The organism is Neobacillus niacini (assembly GCF_048572935.1).
Lineage (GTDB): Bacteria > Bacillota > Bacilli > Bacillales > Cytobacillaceae > Neobacillus > Neobacillus niacini.
This window is the reverse complement of sequence record NZ_CP183883.1, coordinates 5,478,254-5,494,378: the sequence shown is the minus strand read 5'-3', so window position 1 is coordinate 5,494,378 and position 16,125 is coordinate 5,478,254. Positions and strand designations below refer to the sequence as shown.

Annotated in this window: 17 protein-coding genes; 8 read left to right on the top strand and 9 right to left on the bottom strand. The window is 37.1% G+C overall.

Annotation, left to right across the window (positions count from 1 at the left end; genetic code table 11):
- Positions 1-135 precede the first annotated feature (135 nt).
- From sigY to fumC, 6 genes are all read left to right on the top strand, one after another.
- Positions 136-693, top strand: coding sequence for an RNA polymerase sigma factor SigY (sigY, locus tag ACN6MT_RS26990; RefSeq protein ID WP_063253236.1), 558 nt, complete (start codon positions 136-138; stop codon positions 691-693).
- Positions 647-994: a YxlC family protein gene (locus tag ACN6MT_RS26985; RefSeq protein WP_419888784.1), complete on the top strand. Its 348-nt coding sequence runs from the start codon at positions 647-649 to the stop codon at positions 992-994. Before sigY ends, ACN6MT_RS26985 begins: the two co-directional genes overlap by 47 nt.
- On the top strand, positions 991-1,191 hold the full coding sequence (locus ACN6MT_RS26980) for a hypothetical protein (RefSeq protein ID WP_063253234.1): 201 nt from the start codon (positions 991-993) through the stop codon (positions 1,189-1,191). The genes ACN6MT_RS26985 and ACN6MT_RS26980 overlap by 4 nt, the downstream gene beginning before the upstream one ends.
- A gap of 312 nt (positions 1,192-1,503) precedes the next feature.
- Positions 1,504-3,261, top strand: coding sequence for an ABC transporter ATP-binding protein (locus ACN6MT_RS26975; protein ID WP_419888783.1), 1,758 nt, complete (start codon positions 1,504-1,506; stop codon positions 3,259-3,261).
- Entirely contained in the window at positions 3,258-5,273 is a 2,016-nt protein-coding gene (locus ACN6MT_RS26970; protein ID WP_419888782.1) for an ABC transporter ATP-binding protein, read from the top strand. The genes ACN6MT_RS26975 and ACN6MT_RS26970 overlap by 4 nt, the downstream gene beginning before the upstream one ends.
- A gap of 272 nt (positions 5,274-5,545) precedes the next feature.
- Positions 5,546-6,925 carry a class II fumarate hydratase gene (gene fumC / locus ACN6MT_RS26965; protein WP_419888781.1) on the top strand — a complete coding sequence of 460 codons (1,380 nt, stop codon included), beginning with the start codon at positions 5,546-5,548 and terminating at the stop codon, positions 6,923-6,925.
- A 76-nt stretch (positions 6,926-7,001) separates the two neighbouring features.
- On the opposite strand, the gene ACN6MT_RS26960 is transcribed toward fumC, so the two are convergent.
- Positions 7,002-7,205 (bottom strand): alpha/beta-type small acid-soluble spore protein, encoded by a 204-nt coding sequence (locus ACN6MT_RS26960; RefSeq protein WP_034675254.1) that lies wholly within the window; start codon positions 7,203-7,205, stop codon positions 7,002-7,004.
- A 381-nt stretch (positions 7,206-7,586) separates the two neighbouring features.
- Here ACN6MT_RS26960 and ACN6MT_RS26955 point away from each other — a divergent pair, with 381 nt between their 5' ends.
- Complete coding sequence (locus tag ACN6MT_RS26955) at positions 7,587-7,829, top strand: hypothetical protein (RefSeq protein WP_419888780.1); 243 nt, start codon at positions 7,587-7,589, stop codon at positions 7,827-7,829.
- Positions 7,830-7,871: 42 nt separating this feature from the next.
- On the opposite strand, the gene ACN6MT_RS26950 is transcribed toward ACN6MT_RS26955, so the two are convergent.
- From ACN6MT_RS26950 to ACN6MT_RS26915, 8 genes are all read right to left on the bottom strand, one after another.
- The gene (locus ACN6MT_RS26950) at positions 7,872-8,981 is read right to left on the bottom strand and encodes an ABC transporter ATP-binding protein (RefSeq protein WP_034675251.1); all 1,110 of its coding nucleotides are present in this window, start codon (positions 8,979-8,981) and stop codon (positions 7,872-7,874) included.
- A gap of 119 nt (positions 8,982-9,100) precedes the next feature.
- Entirely contained in the window at positions 9,101-10,003 is a 903-nt protein-coding gene (locus ACN6MT_RS26945; protein WP_419888779.1) for a PucR family transcriptional regulator, read from the bottom strand.
- Between the two features lie 108 nt (positions 10,004-10,111).
- Positions 10,112-10,315, bottom strand: coding sequence for a hypothetical protein (locus ACN6MT_RS26940; protein WP_157411767.1), 204 nt, complete (start codon positions 10,313-10,315; stop codon positions 10,112-10,114).
- 57 nt (positions 10,316-10,372) lie between these two features.
- Positions 10,373-10,582 (bottom strand): YheE family protein, encoded by a 210-nt coding sequence (locus ACN6MT_RS26935; protein WP_034675245.1) that lies wholly within the window; start codon positions 10,580-10,582, stop codon positions 10,373-10,375.
- A gap of 75 nt (positions 10,583-10,657) precedes the next feature.
- Complete coding sequence (locus ACN6MT_RS26930; protein WP_419888778.1) at positions 10,658-11,722, bottom strand: YheC/YheD family protein; 1,065 nt, start codon at positions 11,720-11,722, stop codon at positions 10,658-10,660.
- A complete protein-coding gene (locus tag ACN6MT_RS26925) occupies positions 11,716-13,083 on the bottom strand; it encodes a YheC/YheD family protein (RefSeq protein WP_419888777.1) in 1,368 nt (455 codons plus the stop codon). Before ACN6MT_RS26925 ends, ACN6MT_RS26930 begins: the two co-directional genes overlap by 7 nt.
- The gene (locus tag ACN6MT_RS26920) at positions 13,061-14,164 is read right to left on the bottom strand and encodes a YheC/YheD family protein (protein ID WP_419888776.1); all 1,104 of its coding nucleotides are present in this window, start codon (positions 14,162-14,164) and stop codon (positions 13,061-13,063) included. The genes ACN6MT_RS26925 and ACN6MT_RS26920 overlap by 23 nt, the downstream gene beginning before the upstream one ends.
- Entirely contained in the window at positions 14,165-15,526 is a 1,362-nt protein-coding gene (locus ACN6MT_RS26915; protein ID WP_419888775.1) for a YheC/YheD family protein, read from the bottom strand.
- A 177-nt stretch (positions 15,527-15,703) separates the two neighbouring features.
- Here ACN6MT_RS26915 and ACN6MT_RS26910 point away from each other — a divergent pair, with 177 nt between their 5' ends.
- Positions 15,704-16,054 (top strand): YlbF family regulator, encoded by a 351-nt coding sequence (locus ACN6MT_RS26910; protein WP_063253229.1) that lies wholly within the window; start codon positions 15,704-15,706, stop codon positions 16,052-16,054.
- Positions 16,055-16,125 lie beyond the last annotated feature (71 nt).

The window sequence follows — 16,125 nt, the reverse complement described above, 5'->3', positions numbered from 1 at the left end:
GAAGGCACGAAGAAATTCGTGCCTTTTGTGATAGAATTTTAATTATTCACCAAAATAATGAACGAAATTGGCACTTTCACGTCTTATACATAGACAGAATTAAAGGGTAGATGGGGGAAAGAGAGGACAAGTGTGATGGATCCGTTGGTTAAAAGTGCTAAAGAAGGGGATCATCTTGCATTTGCCATGTTGTTTAAAGAAAATTATCCGTTCCTTGTAAAATATTTAATGAAGATTACAATGAATCCAGATATTGCAGAGGAACTAGCACAAGAAACCATGGCGAAATGTATACAAAAAATTCATCTCTATAATGGTCAAAGTAAATTTTCCACTTGGTTGATTTCAATTGCCACTAATGCTTATATCGACCAATGCCGAAAGCAAAAGAGAGAATCTAATTGGAAAGGACAAGAAGAAGTTTATCGTAAGCTAAAATGGCATTTTGAAAGCCGGAATGAGGAATGGAACGACGCGTTGGAAGCATTAGGGCGATTACCAGTAGACGTTCGAGTTCCTATTGTACTTAAGCATTATTATGGCTACTCATATGATGAGATTGGTGCATGGATGAAAATTTCCTCGGGAACGGTGAAATCAAGAGTTCATAATGGGATTTTGGCGGTAAGAAGGGAGCTGAAACTAGGTGAAGAAACAGAAGGTCGTCATACTCGACAACGAACAACTAAATAATCATGACTTGGATGCTATTCACAAACTGCAAGATGGGTTAAGCAAGGTTGATCAATTCCCTGTCTATACTCCGGATTTACAATGGTTTGAAAATATGGTAGTAACCGAAAAGGAAAAGAGCAGAAAAAAATTAATGAAAGAATTATCGTTATTTCTTATCATCGCATTATTGATATTAAGTGGAATCATTGTTTCTTTCTATCAAATGCCAGTCGTTTTTCTCTTCATTCAAATCGTTACTCCGGTTTTTGTGGCATTCTACACCATTAATGGGCTTCGTAAGAAGGTGAGGAATCAATGACTCAAGACTTATCACCCACTGTGATTATTCTCGTTGCTGCTATTCTTTTACTGCAAAGTATCTATTTATTTTTAGATGCGAGGAAACGCAATCACAATTATTGGTTATGGGGAATCGTTGGTCTTATTCAAGCTCCAATGCCAACACTTTTTTATTTATTATTTGTTCGAAAGATTTTTCGAAAAAGGGCTGATTGAGATAATTCTGAAAAATAGGAATTGACATATAAATAAACTGGTGATAATCTAACAAAGGATGTAAAAAAAGGAAAAGGAGGGTTACAAAATGATTGTTTTACACAGAACTTTATCAGCAACTGAATATCCGAATGTAACCTGCTCCCTAATAACTTTTTTTAAGTGAGTCTATTTTAATTCATTGATAATCAAAACACAGGTTGCGTTCTTTTTTATACGTAACGTGTGTTTTTTTGTCTCTTTTTTTAGTTTCTGAGGCATACTGCACTCTTGTGTGGTATGTCTCTTTTTTTTTACAAGGGGGGAAATGGGATGTTTTCGGTTTTAAAGAAATTGGGTTGGTTTTTTAAAGAATATTGGAAGCGGTATCTAATTGCTGTATCGTTATTAATTCTAGTTGGGATTCTTGACGTTGTTCCGCCTAAATTAATCGGGATGGCAATTGATGATATTCATCTTGGTGTTATGGAAAATAGCAAAATCATAAAATACCTAGGCTATCTTATTTTAATAATGGTTTTCTCATATGGAATCACCTATGTGTGGATGTATAAATTATTCGGTGGAGCTTTCCTGGTCGAAAGGAAGTTAAGATCACGATTTATGAAGCACTTGTTAAAAATGTCGCCAACATTTTATGAAAAAAATCGAACGGGTGACCTAATGGCAAGAGCCACAAATGATTTAAAGGCAATCTCCACCACAGCCGGCTTTGGGATATTAACCTTGGTAGATTCAAGTGTTTGGATGCTTACACTAATTATTACGATGGGGATATTAATTAGCTGGAAATTAACCATTGCTGCAATCCTTCCATTGCCAATTATGGCTTATATCATGCAAATTTATGGAAATAGAATTCATAAGCGCTTTATGGAAGCTCAGGATGCATTTGGGGAATTAAACGATCGGGTTTTAGAATCAGTTGCGGGTGTAAGGGTTATTCGTGCCTATGTTCAAGAAGAGGCCGATGGCAGAAGGTTCCACCAACTAACAGAAGATGTCTTTCAAAAAAATATAAAAGTAGCAAGAATTGACTCGTTATTTGACCCAACAGTAAAAATACTGGTTGGAATAAGCTACATGATTGGTCTTGGGTATGGTGCATTTTTAGTCTTTAACCAGGCAATAACCTTAGGTGACCTTGTTTCCTTTAATGTTTATTTAGGAATGTTAATCTGGCCAATGTTTGCGATAGGTGAATTAATTAATATCATGCAAAGAGGAAATGCGTCCCTGGACAGGGTAAATGAAACATTGGCCTTTCAGGAAACCGTTGAGAATCCTGCAAAGCCAGTTACAGTGGAAACACCGGACAGAATCGATTTTAAAGAGGTACGGTTTCGCTATCCATCTTCAAAGGAGGATAATTTAAAAAATGTTTCTGTACAATTGCTTCAAGGGCAGACGTTGGGGATTGTCGGAAAAACAGGCAGCGGGAAAACAACACTGATTAAACAGTTATTACGACAATATCCTCTTGGAACCGGTGAACTGTCTATTTCAGGTGTACCTCTACAAGAGCAGACACTAAATCAAGTTCGTCAATGGATTGGTTATGTGCCTCAAGATCATGTTCTTTTTTCAAAAAGTGTTAAAGAGAATATTCTATTTGGGAATTCGGAGGCAACAGGTGAAGAATTGGAAAAAGCGATTGATTTAGCAGCTCTAAGAAAGGATTTAGAGATGCTCCCGGAAGGATTAGAAACGCTGGTGGGTGAAAAAGGTGTAGCGCTCTCCGGCGGTCAAAAACAAAGAATATCGATTGCGCGAGCGTTAATAAAAAATCCTGACATCTTGATACTAGACGATTCGTTGTCAGCCGTTGACGCTAAAACAGAAAAGAGAATTATTGATAATATTCGTGAGATTAGAAAAGACAAAACCACGATTATCACAACTCACCGAATGTCAGCGGTTGAGCATGCAGACCGAATTCTCGTTTTCGATGATGGAAAAGTAATTGAAGCAGGAACACATGAACAACTGCTTTCAAATGATGGCTGGTATAAAGAGCAATTTTTACGCCAACAAGTGGAAAATAATTTAGAAGAAGAGGTGACAGCATGAATACAGGCCGGCGATTAATGCAATATGCATTAAACTATAAAAAAATCATTTTTGCAGCACTATTTATGCTGTCCATTTCCGTTGTTACTGATTTAGCAGGTCCATTCATTGCGAAAAATATTATTGACCAGCATATTTTAGGTATTGAATCTGTTTGGTATGAAACATCTAGTGGAAAAAACACTGCAGCATATAATGGACAATTTTATAAAAAGGAAAAGAACTTCTCAAACGGTGAAGAAAAGGGGAAAGAAGTAAGAATTTTGCAGGTTGGGCCAAGGTTTGTCATTGTAGAAGGAAATCTTGAATTTGATGGGAAAAGAACCTTTAGAGAAGGTGTGTTAACGGTTCAAAAGGGAACGGAAAAAGCGGAATATAACGCACAAGTCCTTACAACTAAAGAACTGATGGCGTTTTATGAGTTGGAGATACCGGGTATTATTACGCTGTTGGTCATTTATTTTTGCTTATTAGTCATTTCAGCGATTTTCCAATATGGTCAGCGCTTTTTACTTCAGAAGTCAGCAAATCGAATCATCCAAAAAATGCGGGAGGATGTCTTTGGTCAGATACAACGGCTTCCAATCCAATACTTTGATAATCTTCCAGCCGGAAAAGTGGTTGCCAGGATTACCAATGACACTGAAGCAATCCGTGAACTATATGTAACCGTTCTTGCCCAATTTTTTACCAGTGCGATTTATATTACGGGTATATATGCTGCCCTTTTTATCTTGGATGTGAAGCTGGCAGCCATTTGTTTAATGCTATTGCCAATCCTTTACGGATGGATGTTAGTTTATCGGAAGTTTGCCTCAAGTTACAATCATGTTATTCGTTCTCGGATAAGTGATATCAATGCGACCATTAATGAATCTATTGGCGGTATGAGTATTATTCAAGCATTTAGGAGAGAAAGGGAAACAGAAACGGAATTTGAAAAACTTAATACGGAACATTTTACTTATCAAAATAAATTATTAAGCTTGAATGCTTTAACTTCTCATAATTTAGTGGGAGTTCTTAGAAATATCGTGTTTGTTGCATTCATATGGTATTTTGGCGGGTTATCATTAAATCCTGCTGCCGTTATTTCGCTAGGTGTGCTATATGCATTTGTGGATTATATTAATCGTCTTTTTCAGCCAGTACAGGGGATTGTCAATCAATTAGCCAACTTGGAAGCCGCATTAGTGGCTGGTGAAAGAGTGTTTAAACTTATGGATGAACCAGGTGAGAATGTAAGTTCAGATAGAATGGAACGATTTGATGGTAATGTTACATTTGAACATGTGTCATTTGGATATAAAGATGGCGAGTTTGTGTTGAAAGATATTGACTTTGAGGCTAAACAAGGGCAGACTGTAGCCCTCGTAGGACACACTGGATCTGGAAAAAGCTCAATCATGAATTTGCTCTTCCGTTTCTATGATTGTCAAAAGGGTAAAATTTTGATTGATGGAAAGGATATTGTCAGCATTCCACGTCAAACGATTCGTAATCATATGGGTATCGTCTTACAGGATCCATATCTATTTACGGGTACGATTGCCTCCAATGTGAGTTTAAGTGATCCATTGATAACGAGAGAAATGGTAGAAAAGGCGTTAAAGGATGTTGGAGCAGATAAGGTCTTTAAAAACTTAGAAAATGGTTATGATGAACCAGTAATCGAAAAAGGAAGTACTTTATCCAGTGGTCAGCGCCAGTTAGTTTCCTTTGCCAGGGCCCTAGCTTTTAATCCAGCTATTTTAATCTTAGATGAAGCCACGTCAAGCATAGATACTGAAACCGAAGCCGTTATCCAAGAAGCCATGGATGTCTTAAAAAGAGGGAGAACGACGTTTATTATTGCACACAGGTTATCAACCATTCGAAATGCTGATCAAATACTTGTGTTGGACCGTGGAAAGATAGTTGAACGTGGTTCACATGAAGAATTGATGGTTCTCGGAGGCAAATACTATCAAATGTATCAACTCCAAAAAGGCAGTGCCGGACTCGCAGGATGATTGTTCATAAAATATTCAATATTTTAGTGATAAACTGTTATTTTTATCACAGGTAAATACCCTTTATTATGATAATTTAAATATGTTTAAGGTCTACATCATTAAAGGGGTGGGATATAATGACAGACTTTTCAATTGTTAATGTAATTGGTAGTTTCTTAATTCTTTCATATTATATTGGTTATATGATCGTAAAACATTAAACTGCAGACAAATGTCTGTAGTTTTTTTTTATTTATTGGGAATACATATGATAGTGAGGTGAATCATACATGGAAAATAGTAGAATCGAAAAAGATACACTTGGTGAGGTTAAGGTACCGGCTGATAAATTTTGGGGTGCACAAACACAAAGGAGCCTTAACAACTTCAATATTGGCAACGAAAAAATGCCGATTGAAGTTGTCCATGCGTTAGCACTAATTAAAAAAGCTGCAGCTATTGTTAATCACCAATTAGGGAAATTGGCTGAAAGTAAAATGACAGCCATTGTTTCGGTTTGCGACGAGATCCTTTCAGGAAAATATAACGGACATTTTCCTCTTGCGGTCTGGCAGACGGGGAGCGGGACCCAAACGAATATGAATGTAAACGAGGTGATTGCTAACCGGGCAAACGAATGGTTTATAGGTCAAGGAAGTAAGGAGAAAGTTCATCCAAATGATGACGTAAATATGTCGCAGAGTTCGAATGATACTTTCCCAACTGCCATGCATATCGCTGCCTACTTAAAAGTTACGGAGAATTTAATGCCTGCTATTGGGGAGCTAAAAGCCACTTTATTAAAAAAGGAAAAGGCATTTATGCATGTAATAAAGATTGGCAGAACCCATTTGCAGGATGCGACCCCGTTAACTTTTGGTCAAGAAATAAGCGGCTGGAGGTTTATGCTTGAGAAGGAAGAAAAGATGATTGCAGATTCAAGCCACTATTTACTCAATCTTGCAATTGGCGGTACCGCGGTTGGTACTGGAATTAATGCCCATCGTGAATTTGGAGAAAAAATGGCGGAACAGCTTTCAGCGTTAACGGGTTTCCCGTTTAAGACATCAACCAATAAATTTCACGCCTTAACGAGTCATGATGAAATTGTTTTTGCACATGGTGCATTGAAGGCTCTGGCAGCAGATTTAATGAAAATTGCCAATGATGTCAGATGGCTGGCAAGCGGGCCTCGCAGTGGAATAGGTGAATTAATCATACCAGCCAACGAGCCGGGAAGTTCCATTATGCCAGGTAAGGTAAACCCCACTCAAAGTGAAGCATTAACAATGGTTGCCTGCCAGGTTTTTGGAAATGACGCGACGATCGGATTTGCAGCTAGCCAGGGTAATTTTGAATTGAATGTTTTTAAGCCGGTCATTATTTATAATTTCATTCAATCGCTATCCCTATTAACAGACAGCATTCGTTCTTTTAATGAAAAATGTGCGATTGGAATTGAAATAAATGAAAAAGTAGTGAAACAGCATGTGGAGCGATCGTTAATGCTTGTTACAGCGTTAAATCCCTATATCGGATATGAAAAGGCTGCAGAGATTGCAAAGCTTGCCTACAAAGAAAATAGTACGTTAAAGGAAGCAGCCGTAAAAACAGGATATGTTTCCCCGAAGCAATTCGATGAATGGGTTAAACCTGAAAATATGATCTAAGACATTGAAAGCCCCCTCCGAGAGTGGAGGGGGCTTAAGCCATATTATTTAATTTTTTACAATGTTTTACTTAAAATTAGCGTTGGAATCCGCCAAGTTGTTGCTCTGCCATTGCTACAAGACGCTTAGTGATTTCTCCTCCGACAGAACCGTTAGCACGTGAAGTAGTGTCTGCTCCAAGGTTTACACCAAATTCTGAAGCGATTTCGTACTTCATTTGATCAAGTGCTTGTTGAACGCCTGGTACTAAAAGTTGATTAGAGTTGTTGTTACTAGCCATAGTTGAATAACACTCCTCTTAATAATTTTGGGGTCAGTATGGAATTGAACCATTATGGTTATGCTAACCATTGCCACCATGGCCTAACCCATCTTGTAAGTTATAAGATAGTGGAGCTACTTCATACTTTCTTTTTGTGTGGCTGGGTTAGCCGGACTTGCACCGGCTTTAGACCCTTTAGTTGTGAAAAAGCGAATTCTTTTTCACTTGGTAACCCATTGATTTAATGTTGCGGCTTGCGGTGTTGCTTGCTTTGTAATATTTATTATGATTAAAATCGGACTGCTTATTCGATTATTTTTATGGTAATTTTTACCTTTACATAGTGGAGTCGTAGTAACGCAAACTAACCTCATACAAAAAATAAAAGGGTGAATGGAAATGTCAATATGCCCAATATGTAATGGTTTACGTGAAATGTATCTATTGTGTACGCATTGCGGGGAACAAATGTTGGATAGCGGAAGACTTATTGATTTTTATGATGACTACAGTCCATACATGGAAATTGATTTAATGAAAATGGAGGACGGATTTCCCGACACGAATTCAGGGCAAAAATGCCCCCACCTGTATACGTGTCCATCCTGTCATAACGATGATGTCATCTTTATTAAAGAATAGCAATACAAAAAAGGTCCCGCATATGCAGGACCTTAATCTATTTTATTCATTAGCCACGCGAATGCGGGACTCAGTTTCAGCGTCAAAGAAGTGACCTTTATTTAAATCAAATGCAAGATCTAATTTATCTCCTGGGTGAATATCAGCTCTTGAATCTAGGCGGGCAACGAAGTCCTGACCGTCGATACTAGAGTAAACCATTAATTCTGCACCAGTTAATTCAGCTACATCAACATTTGCGGTAATTTTTGTACCAGCAGATGCTTCAATAAATACAGGCTCATCATGGATATCTTCTGGACGAACACCAAGGATAATTTCTTTTCCTACATAACCTTGTTCACGAAGGACCTTCATTTTACCTTCAGGAACTGCAATAGAAGTTTTGCCAGCTACAAATTTACCATCTTCAAGTCTTCCGTTGAAGAAGTTCATTGCAGGAGAACCGATAAATCCGCCAACGAATACGTTTTCAGGCTTTTCATATACTTCTTTTGGTGTTCCCACTTGTTGGATAATTCCATCCTTCATAACTACAAGTCTAGAAGCCATTGTCATTGCTTCTGTTTGGTCATGGGTTACATAAATAGTCGTTGTGTTTAAACGGCGGTGAAGCTTAGCGATTTCAGCACGCATGGCTACACGAAGTTTCGCATCAAGGTTTGAAAGAGGCTCGTCCATTAAGAATACCTTCGCGTCACGGACAATCGCACGTCCTAAGGCAACACGCTGACGTTGACCACCGGATAAAGCCTTTGGCTTTCTTTTTAGGTAAGCTTCTAATCCTAGGATTTTAGCTGCTTCATTTACACGGCGATCAATTTCATCCTTCGGAAATTTACGAAGTTTTAGACCAAAAGCCATATTATCATAAACCGTCATATGCGGATATAGTGCATAGTTTTGGAATACCATTGCGATATCACGATCTTTAGGAGCTACATCATTTACTCTTTTACCGTCAATATAAAAGTCACCTTTTGAAATTTCTTCAAGACCGGCAACCATACGTAAAGTTGTTGATTTACCGCAGCCAGACGGACCTACAAATACGATAAACTCCTTATCTTGAATATGTAGATTAAAGTCTGTAACCGCTGTTACTTTATTGTCATAGATTTTATAAATGTGATCTAATTTTAATTCAGCCATTGTGTAAAACCTCCCTGATTTGATTAACTTAAGTTTAAATGAAAAGGTTTACAAAAAATATGGACACAATGCACAAAGTTCCTAAAGAAAATTTTGTGCATTGTGTCCTATCCCAATTTCTATTTCTTTTGTTCAAAAAGCAGGCATGCTAAAAAGACGGTAAAAGCTCCATAAAAGTCTTTCAATTGTACTCCTGTTTTATCAATAAATTTATCAATCCGATACTGAAGTGTATTACGGTGGATATATAACTTTTTTGCCGTTAAACTAGCATTCAGATTATTTTCAAGGAAGACTTTTATTGTTGTATATAACTCAAGATCTTCTGAGAATACAGAGGAAAGCTCCATATTAATTTTTTCTTTCATGTATTCAGGAAGATTGAATGCTACAAAAGCCGGAAAAATCTTTTCAAAGGTAAGAATATTGGTATGTTCAAGATTTTCTTTAGCGAAATCAAAATACTCTTTTTCTTGTAAAAAGTTCGTACGTAAATGACTGGAGAATGGGTAAACTTTTCCGAAATAAAAAGATATCTTTACATAAAAATCACTTTCTAGCGTATCTGCCATGGAAGTTAATTCACTTTCTGTGAGGGACAATTGTCTTCTCTCTTCAATCACAATCCCAGTATGGCCATTTTCCCAAATAATTTGTACTTCATCTGAAAAAAAACCTTTGATTGCGGGCTCAATTTCTGTCGGGTCAACTCCAAGACCTTTAATATGGAACTGAATGAATCGAAAATTACTGTCGGTACTAAGTGAGGGCACGGGCCCATTTAATAGAAGAAAATCATGCCATTTTCTTGATTGTGTGGTTAAGGGCTTGTACGAAAACTCCACTTGTTCATATAGTACTTGAAGAAGGTTATATTCTTTTTCAGATAAAGTTGATTTTGGTATGGCAAGCCAGTTTTTTTCGGATTCGTCAAAGAATATGTAAAATTGATCGGAAGTATGTTGCGGCTGTTCAGTATATAATATTGAATTTTTATATAAGGTCCTGAGATTTTTTAACAAGATTAACTTCTCCTATTTTTTAGAATAATGCACTAATTATAACATTAATCCTGCTTAAATTATAAAAGGCTGACTCGTTAAGATGTTAACATGTCAGCCTTTTTCTGCTTATTCATTTACTTTAGATGGAGGCTCTTCTTCTGTCAGATTTCTTGCCTCTTCTATATTGGCAGTATCGTGACGGGCATGGACTGAACCGCCTGATAATCCTTCATTTATCATTCTGTCAATATCTAAATAGACCTTGTCTTTTCCTTCATATTGCAAATCTGTTTTTGCCTGAACGTTATTTTTTTCCTCCACAATGACCATTCCCTTTCCTGTTTTTATTAGTTTGCGGAAAGGGGGATATTTCATTCAGGCCAGGGATTATTCGTATACATGAAATAGCATTAATTCATGAATTTGGCTGGTTAATGTTTCAATGTCATCTTGTTCGGGAGTATTCACTGTCCATTCGATTTTTCCGGTTTGGTGATAGATACCTGAGTATCTTTGTCTTTTATAGTAAAAGGAAAAATTCCAACCTGGAATATTCTTATTTTCAAATAAAGGCTTAAATTGAAAGTGTGTCAGCAACGGCTACATCTCCCTTACATACTAGTGATTACTACTAGATTACGGGAAATTAGGAATACATTCCAGTAAAAGTTTTCAGTCTTTATTTTTGCCGGTTAATTCCAGGAACAGCTGACAAAGGTGTTCAATTTTTCTTTCTTCAATGTCGGTCTCATCAAAGCTCATCGGTTTTGAGTTTACTTCGTAAATATAGTACTGCCCTGATTGACTAATTCCCATATCAATGGAAAATTCACCGAAAAAGCCAAACGTTTCAGATAGTGAAGCACCGATATATTGGACAAGTGTTTCGAATAAGAGATCATATTCCTCATTCTGTAACAGCTCATAGGGCAAAAGTCTTCCCCCTGAAGGAATATGAGTGGTGATATCCTGTTTTTGGGATTGTCTGATTCCGATTCCAGTCACCTTATAATGATTATTTTCGGCATGTGCCAGAATACGAAAATCGATTCTTTTTCCTTCATAAAGAATGGACTTTATCTCCTCTTGAGCCAAATAGTTATCTTCCAATAGCTTGCTTTCCCACTCTTCCCAAAAATAATCGAATGAGATGAATTCATGATTTTCTATTAATCCTTTTATTTGTATTTTTTTCTCCGTATCTAGTTCTAATTTAAAAATCCCATTCCCTCTAGCTGACCGAGAAGGTTTTAAGTATATTGATTGATGGTGAGATAAAAAGGCAGAAAGCATTTGTTTATGATTGGCTGGTATGGTAGCTGGTATGAAGGTATGAAGATAGGGATGGTTTTTAAAGAGGTGATAGAGCTCAGATTTATCAATAAATCCAGGATTAAAAAAGGGAATATTTTTTTCTTTTAAGGAAGCAAAGAACATACTCCTTTTTAGTTCTTCTTCTGACCTTCGAAAGGGTATTCGATTATAAACAAGATCGGGAAAAGGAGTGGTAATCTTCTCCCATCCATTTCTTTCAGGATTAAATATGAATCCATCAATAGCTTCTTGGTGGACTCCATCCAGTGTAAAGATAAAGCTTATTCCATTAAGTGAAATAAGCTTTTTTTGAAGTTCCATAAAAAGTGTGCCATTCCCAGCAATCAATCCATCTTTCTTCCGTGCAGTCAAAATACCGATAACGGGTGTTTTTCTATTGCTCCATGAACGGTTCATTACCATTTGATAATTTCCTCGGGATAAAGGATAGATTGTTCAGTCAAAAAAACTGCAAACGCCAGCGATAATTTACATGTAAGTTGATCGAAATCCTTTAACTCTGGATGACTGAATATCGATCTCCCTGGCTTGGAATTTGCTTCAAATAACCAAACATCACCGTGTTTATCAATTCCTAAATCAAAACCAATCTCGGCGATAAAGCCTTCCATGTTGTTTGCTATTGCTTTACTTACCAGAAGTGCAGCATTTTCCAGCTTTTCTTTATAAAGATTACATTCTTCAGGTTGGAAAATTTCAGAAAGGGTTTTAATTTCCCCGCCATTTCGGGAATGGGTAGTTACACTTCCAAGTCCTGCTATTTTTGCAGCCAATGCAGTGACATGCCAAACACCTTTATCATCTTTGTTTGTGTGTATCCGAAAGTCTATTGGCCGCTGTTCATGCCGCAATAAATGGATTCCTTGCTGCACAATCATTTTGTCTAGATTACGGTTTGCGAGAACGGTTTTAAACATTCCTTCTAAGGAGGAGAACTTCCGTAGACGATTGACACCCTCGCGGTCTTGATAGCGACAGTAATATTCGTCTTGGACTTTATCATAAAGGATTTGATGTACTCCTAATCCTAAACTTCCATTAATTGGTTTTAAATAGATATGACCATATTTGGAAAGCATGTCTTCAATCATTGAAAAGGAAGTAAATGGGTGTGTTTCTGGGAGATATCTAGTGACTAAATGATCCTGCTGTAATCTCTCATAAATATCCAGTTTACTGAAAAAGCCAGGGTTATACCATGGAATAAGATAGTCTCTTTGTAAAGTTTCTTTCACTTTTGCCAGTTTGGGGTTTCTTTCACTTTTTCGATTTGGCAGTCGGTCGTATATAACGTTTGGGAAAGGCACCTCAATACTGTCCCAATTGTGATCATGATAAACATACCCGCTAATGGTCCCTGTATCCCAATTGATATGCTTTTCTCCAAAAACAAACGGAATCGCCCCAACGTTTGCTTTAACCGATAATAATTTTGAGAAAAAACTAGTTCTGTCTCCTATTGGCCGGTGGGGGAATGGGGTGAAACCTGCAGTAAATATTCCAACTAGCGGCCCCACATTGAGAACAGAATCCTCAATAAATACATGCAATTTTAGGGAAAAGTCAGGAAAGAGTAATTGTTTTTTTACCTCATTACTGATAACAATACAATTGTTCTTCATACGGTGAGGTCTAAAGTCAACTTCAATAGCTTTTGATCCAAAAGCAATTTTCTTAATAACCTTATCCTGTAAGAGCTCTTGAGGGCAATATACAACTAAATGGCTGTTATCTGCTATTTCAATGGTATAGCGTTTTCTCATAGTGGCTCTTCCTTTCTTTACTATCGGATTGAAATAGGTATTTTCCATATAGAAGTGGTGCAAAGAATAAGGTTTCTTTTAAATCTTGATCTGTTTTTAAAACTACTTTTCTTCCTGGCTTTGAATTCACATCGAGAATCCAAAGGGCACCATTCTTCGCCACACCGATATCTATTCCTATTTCAAATAATGGTGAAATTTCTTTTTCAAGAATATGCGGGAGATTGGTGGTGATAAAATGCAGCTCCGAGCAAATAGATTCTTTGCTGACTTGTGATAAAGTGGAGGACCAGGTAGTGAAGTCCAACACTGAGCCTCCAGCACTTAAGTTTGAAAGAATACCTCCAGTATTTCCGATTCGAATTCCCTTCCCGCGTTCTAGCCAGACCCCCTGTTCATCCTTTTGCAGCAGGATTCTAATGTCAAATGGCTGTGATACAGTATTTGATAATTCAAGGTACGGCTGGATAAGGTATGGCCGGAAATTAATCAGGAGCTGCAGCCATTGAAACAGTTTCGTTTCATTTGGGAATATTCTAGAGATAATTTTTTTATTCTTTTCGGTTTTCACATGGATGGTTTTATCGTTTTTCCTTAAATAATAAATCCCGTAACCTTGAGATCCATTAATGGGTTTTATAATAATCTTTTTTTGTTTGTTTAAGGCAGATATTACTTGTGAGCAATCTTTGATTAAACCTGAATGAGGTAGGTAGGGAGCTAATCGAGAGCTGGACAAAGTTTCATATAATGCTAGTTTGTTAGGAAGGCCAAAGCCCAAAAAAGTAATATCATCTCTGCTTTTTAACCAAGAAACAATCGGGATACATTGCTTTGAATGTGCATCATCTCCATAAAAACAGCGATCATAGATAAGGGAGGGAATTAGAAATTGATCATCGACCCAGCGCTGTTTCGTCTCACAAAAGCGTCTCCCTTGAACCAGCTTGGTCAGTGGATTAATAGAAGAGGGAAGAAAGTGATAACACACCATGCCGCAGGAGTGGCTGCGTGCTGCAATCTCATGAATATATGATGCTTCACTCTCTATGTTTAAGGTCATAATTCCAAAGGGTATCATCTATGAATCCTCCATTTCTGAGGTTGTATCTAATGCAAGCTTTGTACAAAACTGAATAATTGCCTTGGCAGATGGTCGTATTTTCATTTGGCCATCTTCAAAGTTTTTTGAAGGCTTTGAATTTACTTCTATAATCCAGGGCTTTCCATCTTGGTCAAGACCAATATCGATTCCTAGTTCTCCCGTGATTCCAGGTGTTTTTCTTTCAATAATCAAGGCCGTTTCAATGGCTAAATCTTTCATTTGAGATATGATCGATTTTGCGTTACTAATGCTCATGTTCTCTTTTAGGGCATTTATTGGAGTCATGATTTCCCCGCCCCTTGCAATATTCGATACAAACTCATTTTCAGCGGAAATCCGTGCAACCACCGAAGTAACATCCCAGTTGTTTTGATGATTTTTATGACACAATACTCGGTAATCCATTCCTCTAGACTGGTAAGTAAGAAGGGAGATTCCTTGTTGAATAATGTAGATGCGATTGTTCAGTAAAGGTCTTAGAAGCCGATATATCTCCTCAAAAGAAAGGATTGTTTGTTTTTTTTCTAGTGGTAATGTAACAGATGATTCTAATGAAAAAAGATTGTTTTCTCTTTGTAGTTTAAAAATATTTCTACCCTGGCTTCCATGGACAGGTTTAATAAAAATGGTTTCATACCTTTCTGCAAAGGAAGTCAGATTATCTTTTGTGAAAATATTTGTATCAGGTATATAAGAATGAAGATGGTTTTCATGAATTAAGTGCTCATGAACCTCCCATTTCGAAAGAAAGCGATCATTAAAAATAGGAATACATAACTCTGCAAGCGTTTGACGAAATAGCTGATACTCTTTACCAAATTCCAACCTTCGGGAGTGAATGCGATTATAAATTACATCTGGCAGAGGGAGTTCTGCAGGTTTCCAAATGCCAGCGTCAAAATAAAAACCTTGAACAGAAAAGTTTGGATAGGAAAATACATATAGAAATCCGCCATTATCTGTTATCCCGTGATGAAGTTCTTCACAAAAGTTATGGATCGAACCAAAATGGGGTTCATCATTTCCTTTATGTTTAAAATCTGTAACTAAACCAATGATTGGACCTAAAGAAAGTAAATTCATGTCTTTTTTATATATAGCGAGAAATTTATATGGTTGAATGGGTAAGGAAAATTGTTGAAATAGATACTCAGGGAAATGAATCTCATTAGGTTTCATCTCGACTGTTTGGATCGTTACATTCACCATTTTTTTTCCTATAGAAATTTTGATTTGGTGTTCATCAAGTCTCAGTAGTTTGAACAGTTGCGAGGACATCTGAGCAAAAATGTCAGTTCTGCTTCCTGCTTCTATAGGAATAATTGTGATTGGGGGCATAGTCACTCCTCATTTATAAGCGAATATATGTTAAAAATAGGCATTCGTAGATATGGTATCGTATGTTATCGCCTATAGGTTGGTGATACTTAATTGTGCTCAGGTTGAACATCCTCGCATTTACCAACATAGTTTGTTATAGTTAGTAGGATTATTTTCTTAAGAGGAGTGGAAAAAATGTCCGTTAATTTATACGATGCGGCTTATGCATTAGAAAAGGCGATTCGTCAAAGCGATGAATATAAACAATTACAGCAGATGTATCATGAAGTAAATGCAGACCCCACAGCAAAAAGAATGTTTGATCAATTTCGTCAAATTCAGATGAATTTACAGCAAAAACAAATGATGGGGCAAGAGATATCGGAGCAGGAAGTTCAGCAGGCTCAATCAACGGTGGCCGTTGTACAACAAAATGAAAAAATAGCACGACTCATGCAGGCAGAACAGCGAATGAGCATGATAATTGGTGAACTAAATCAATTAATTATGAAGCCTTTAGAGGAACTATACGGAAATAATATATAATCTCATTAAAAAAAGCTTTCGGTTTTTCCGGAAGTTTTTTCTTTTCTGCTGACTCGTTCTATCTTTGGATG

What these genes read in the sequence shown, in the direction of transcription:
- sigY (WP_063253236.1), top strand. Translation starts at nt 136, where the DNA reads ATGGATCCGTTGGTTAAAAGTGCTAAAGAAGGGGATCATCTTGCATTT.
- ACN6MT_RS26980 (WP_063253234.1), top strand. Translation starts at nt 991, where the DNA reads ATGACTCAAGACTTATCACCCACTGTGATTATTCTCGTTGCTGCTATT.
- ACN6MT_RS26975 (WP_419888783.1), top strand. Translation starts at nt 1,504, where the DNA reads ATGTTTTCGGTTTTAAAGAAATTGGGTTGGTTTTTTAAAGAATATTGG.
- ACN6MT_RS26970 (WP_419888782.1), top strand. Translation starts at nt 3,258, where the DNA reads ATGAATACAGGCCGGCGATTAATGCAATATGCATTAAACTATAAAAAA.
- fumC (WP_419888781.1), top strand. Translation starts at nt 5,546, where the DNA reads ATGGAAAATAGTAGAATCGAAAAAGATACACTTGGTGAGGTTAAGGTA.
- ACN6MT_RS26960 (WP_034675254.1), bottom strand. Translation starts at nt 7,205, where the DNA reads ATGGCTAGTAACAACAACTCTAATCAACTTTTAGTACCAGGCGTTCAA.
- ACN6MT_RS26955 (WP_419888780.1), top strand. Translation starts at nt 7,587, where the DNA reads ATGTCAATATGCCCAATATGTAATGGTTTACGTGAAATGTATCTATTG.
- ACN6MT_RS26950 (WP_034675251.1), bottom strand. Translation starts at nt 8,981, where the DNA reads ATGGCTGAATTAAAATTAGATCACATTTATAAAATCTATGACAATAAA.
- ACN6MT_RS26940 (WP_157411767.1), bottom strand. Translation starts at nt 10,315, where the DNA reads ATGGTCATTGTGGAGGAAAAAAATAACGTTCAGGCAAAAACAGATTTG.
- ACN6MT_RS26930 (WP_419888778.1), bottom strand. Translation starts at nt 11,722, where the DNA reads ATGGTAATGAACCGTTCATGGAGCAATAGAAAAACACCCGTTATCGGT.
- ACN6MT_RS26925 (WP_419888777.1), bottom strand. Translation starts at nt 13,083, where the DNA reads ATGAGAAAACGCTATACCATTGAAATAGCAGATAACAGCCATTTAGTT.
- ACN6MT_RS26920 (WP_419888776.1), bottom strand. Translation starts at nt 14,164, where the DNA reads ATGATACCCTTTGGAATTATGACCTTAAACATAGAGAGTGAAGCATCA.
- ACN6MT_RS26915 (WP_419888775.1), bottom strand. Translation starts at nt 15,526, where the DNA reads ATGCCCCCAATCACAATTATTCCTATAGAAGCAGGAAGCAGAACTGAC.
- ACN6MT_RS26910 (WP_063253229.1), top strand. Translation starts at nt 15,704, where the DNA reads ATGTCCGTTAATTTATACGATGCGGCTTATGCATTAGAAAAGGCGATT.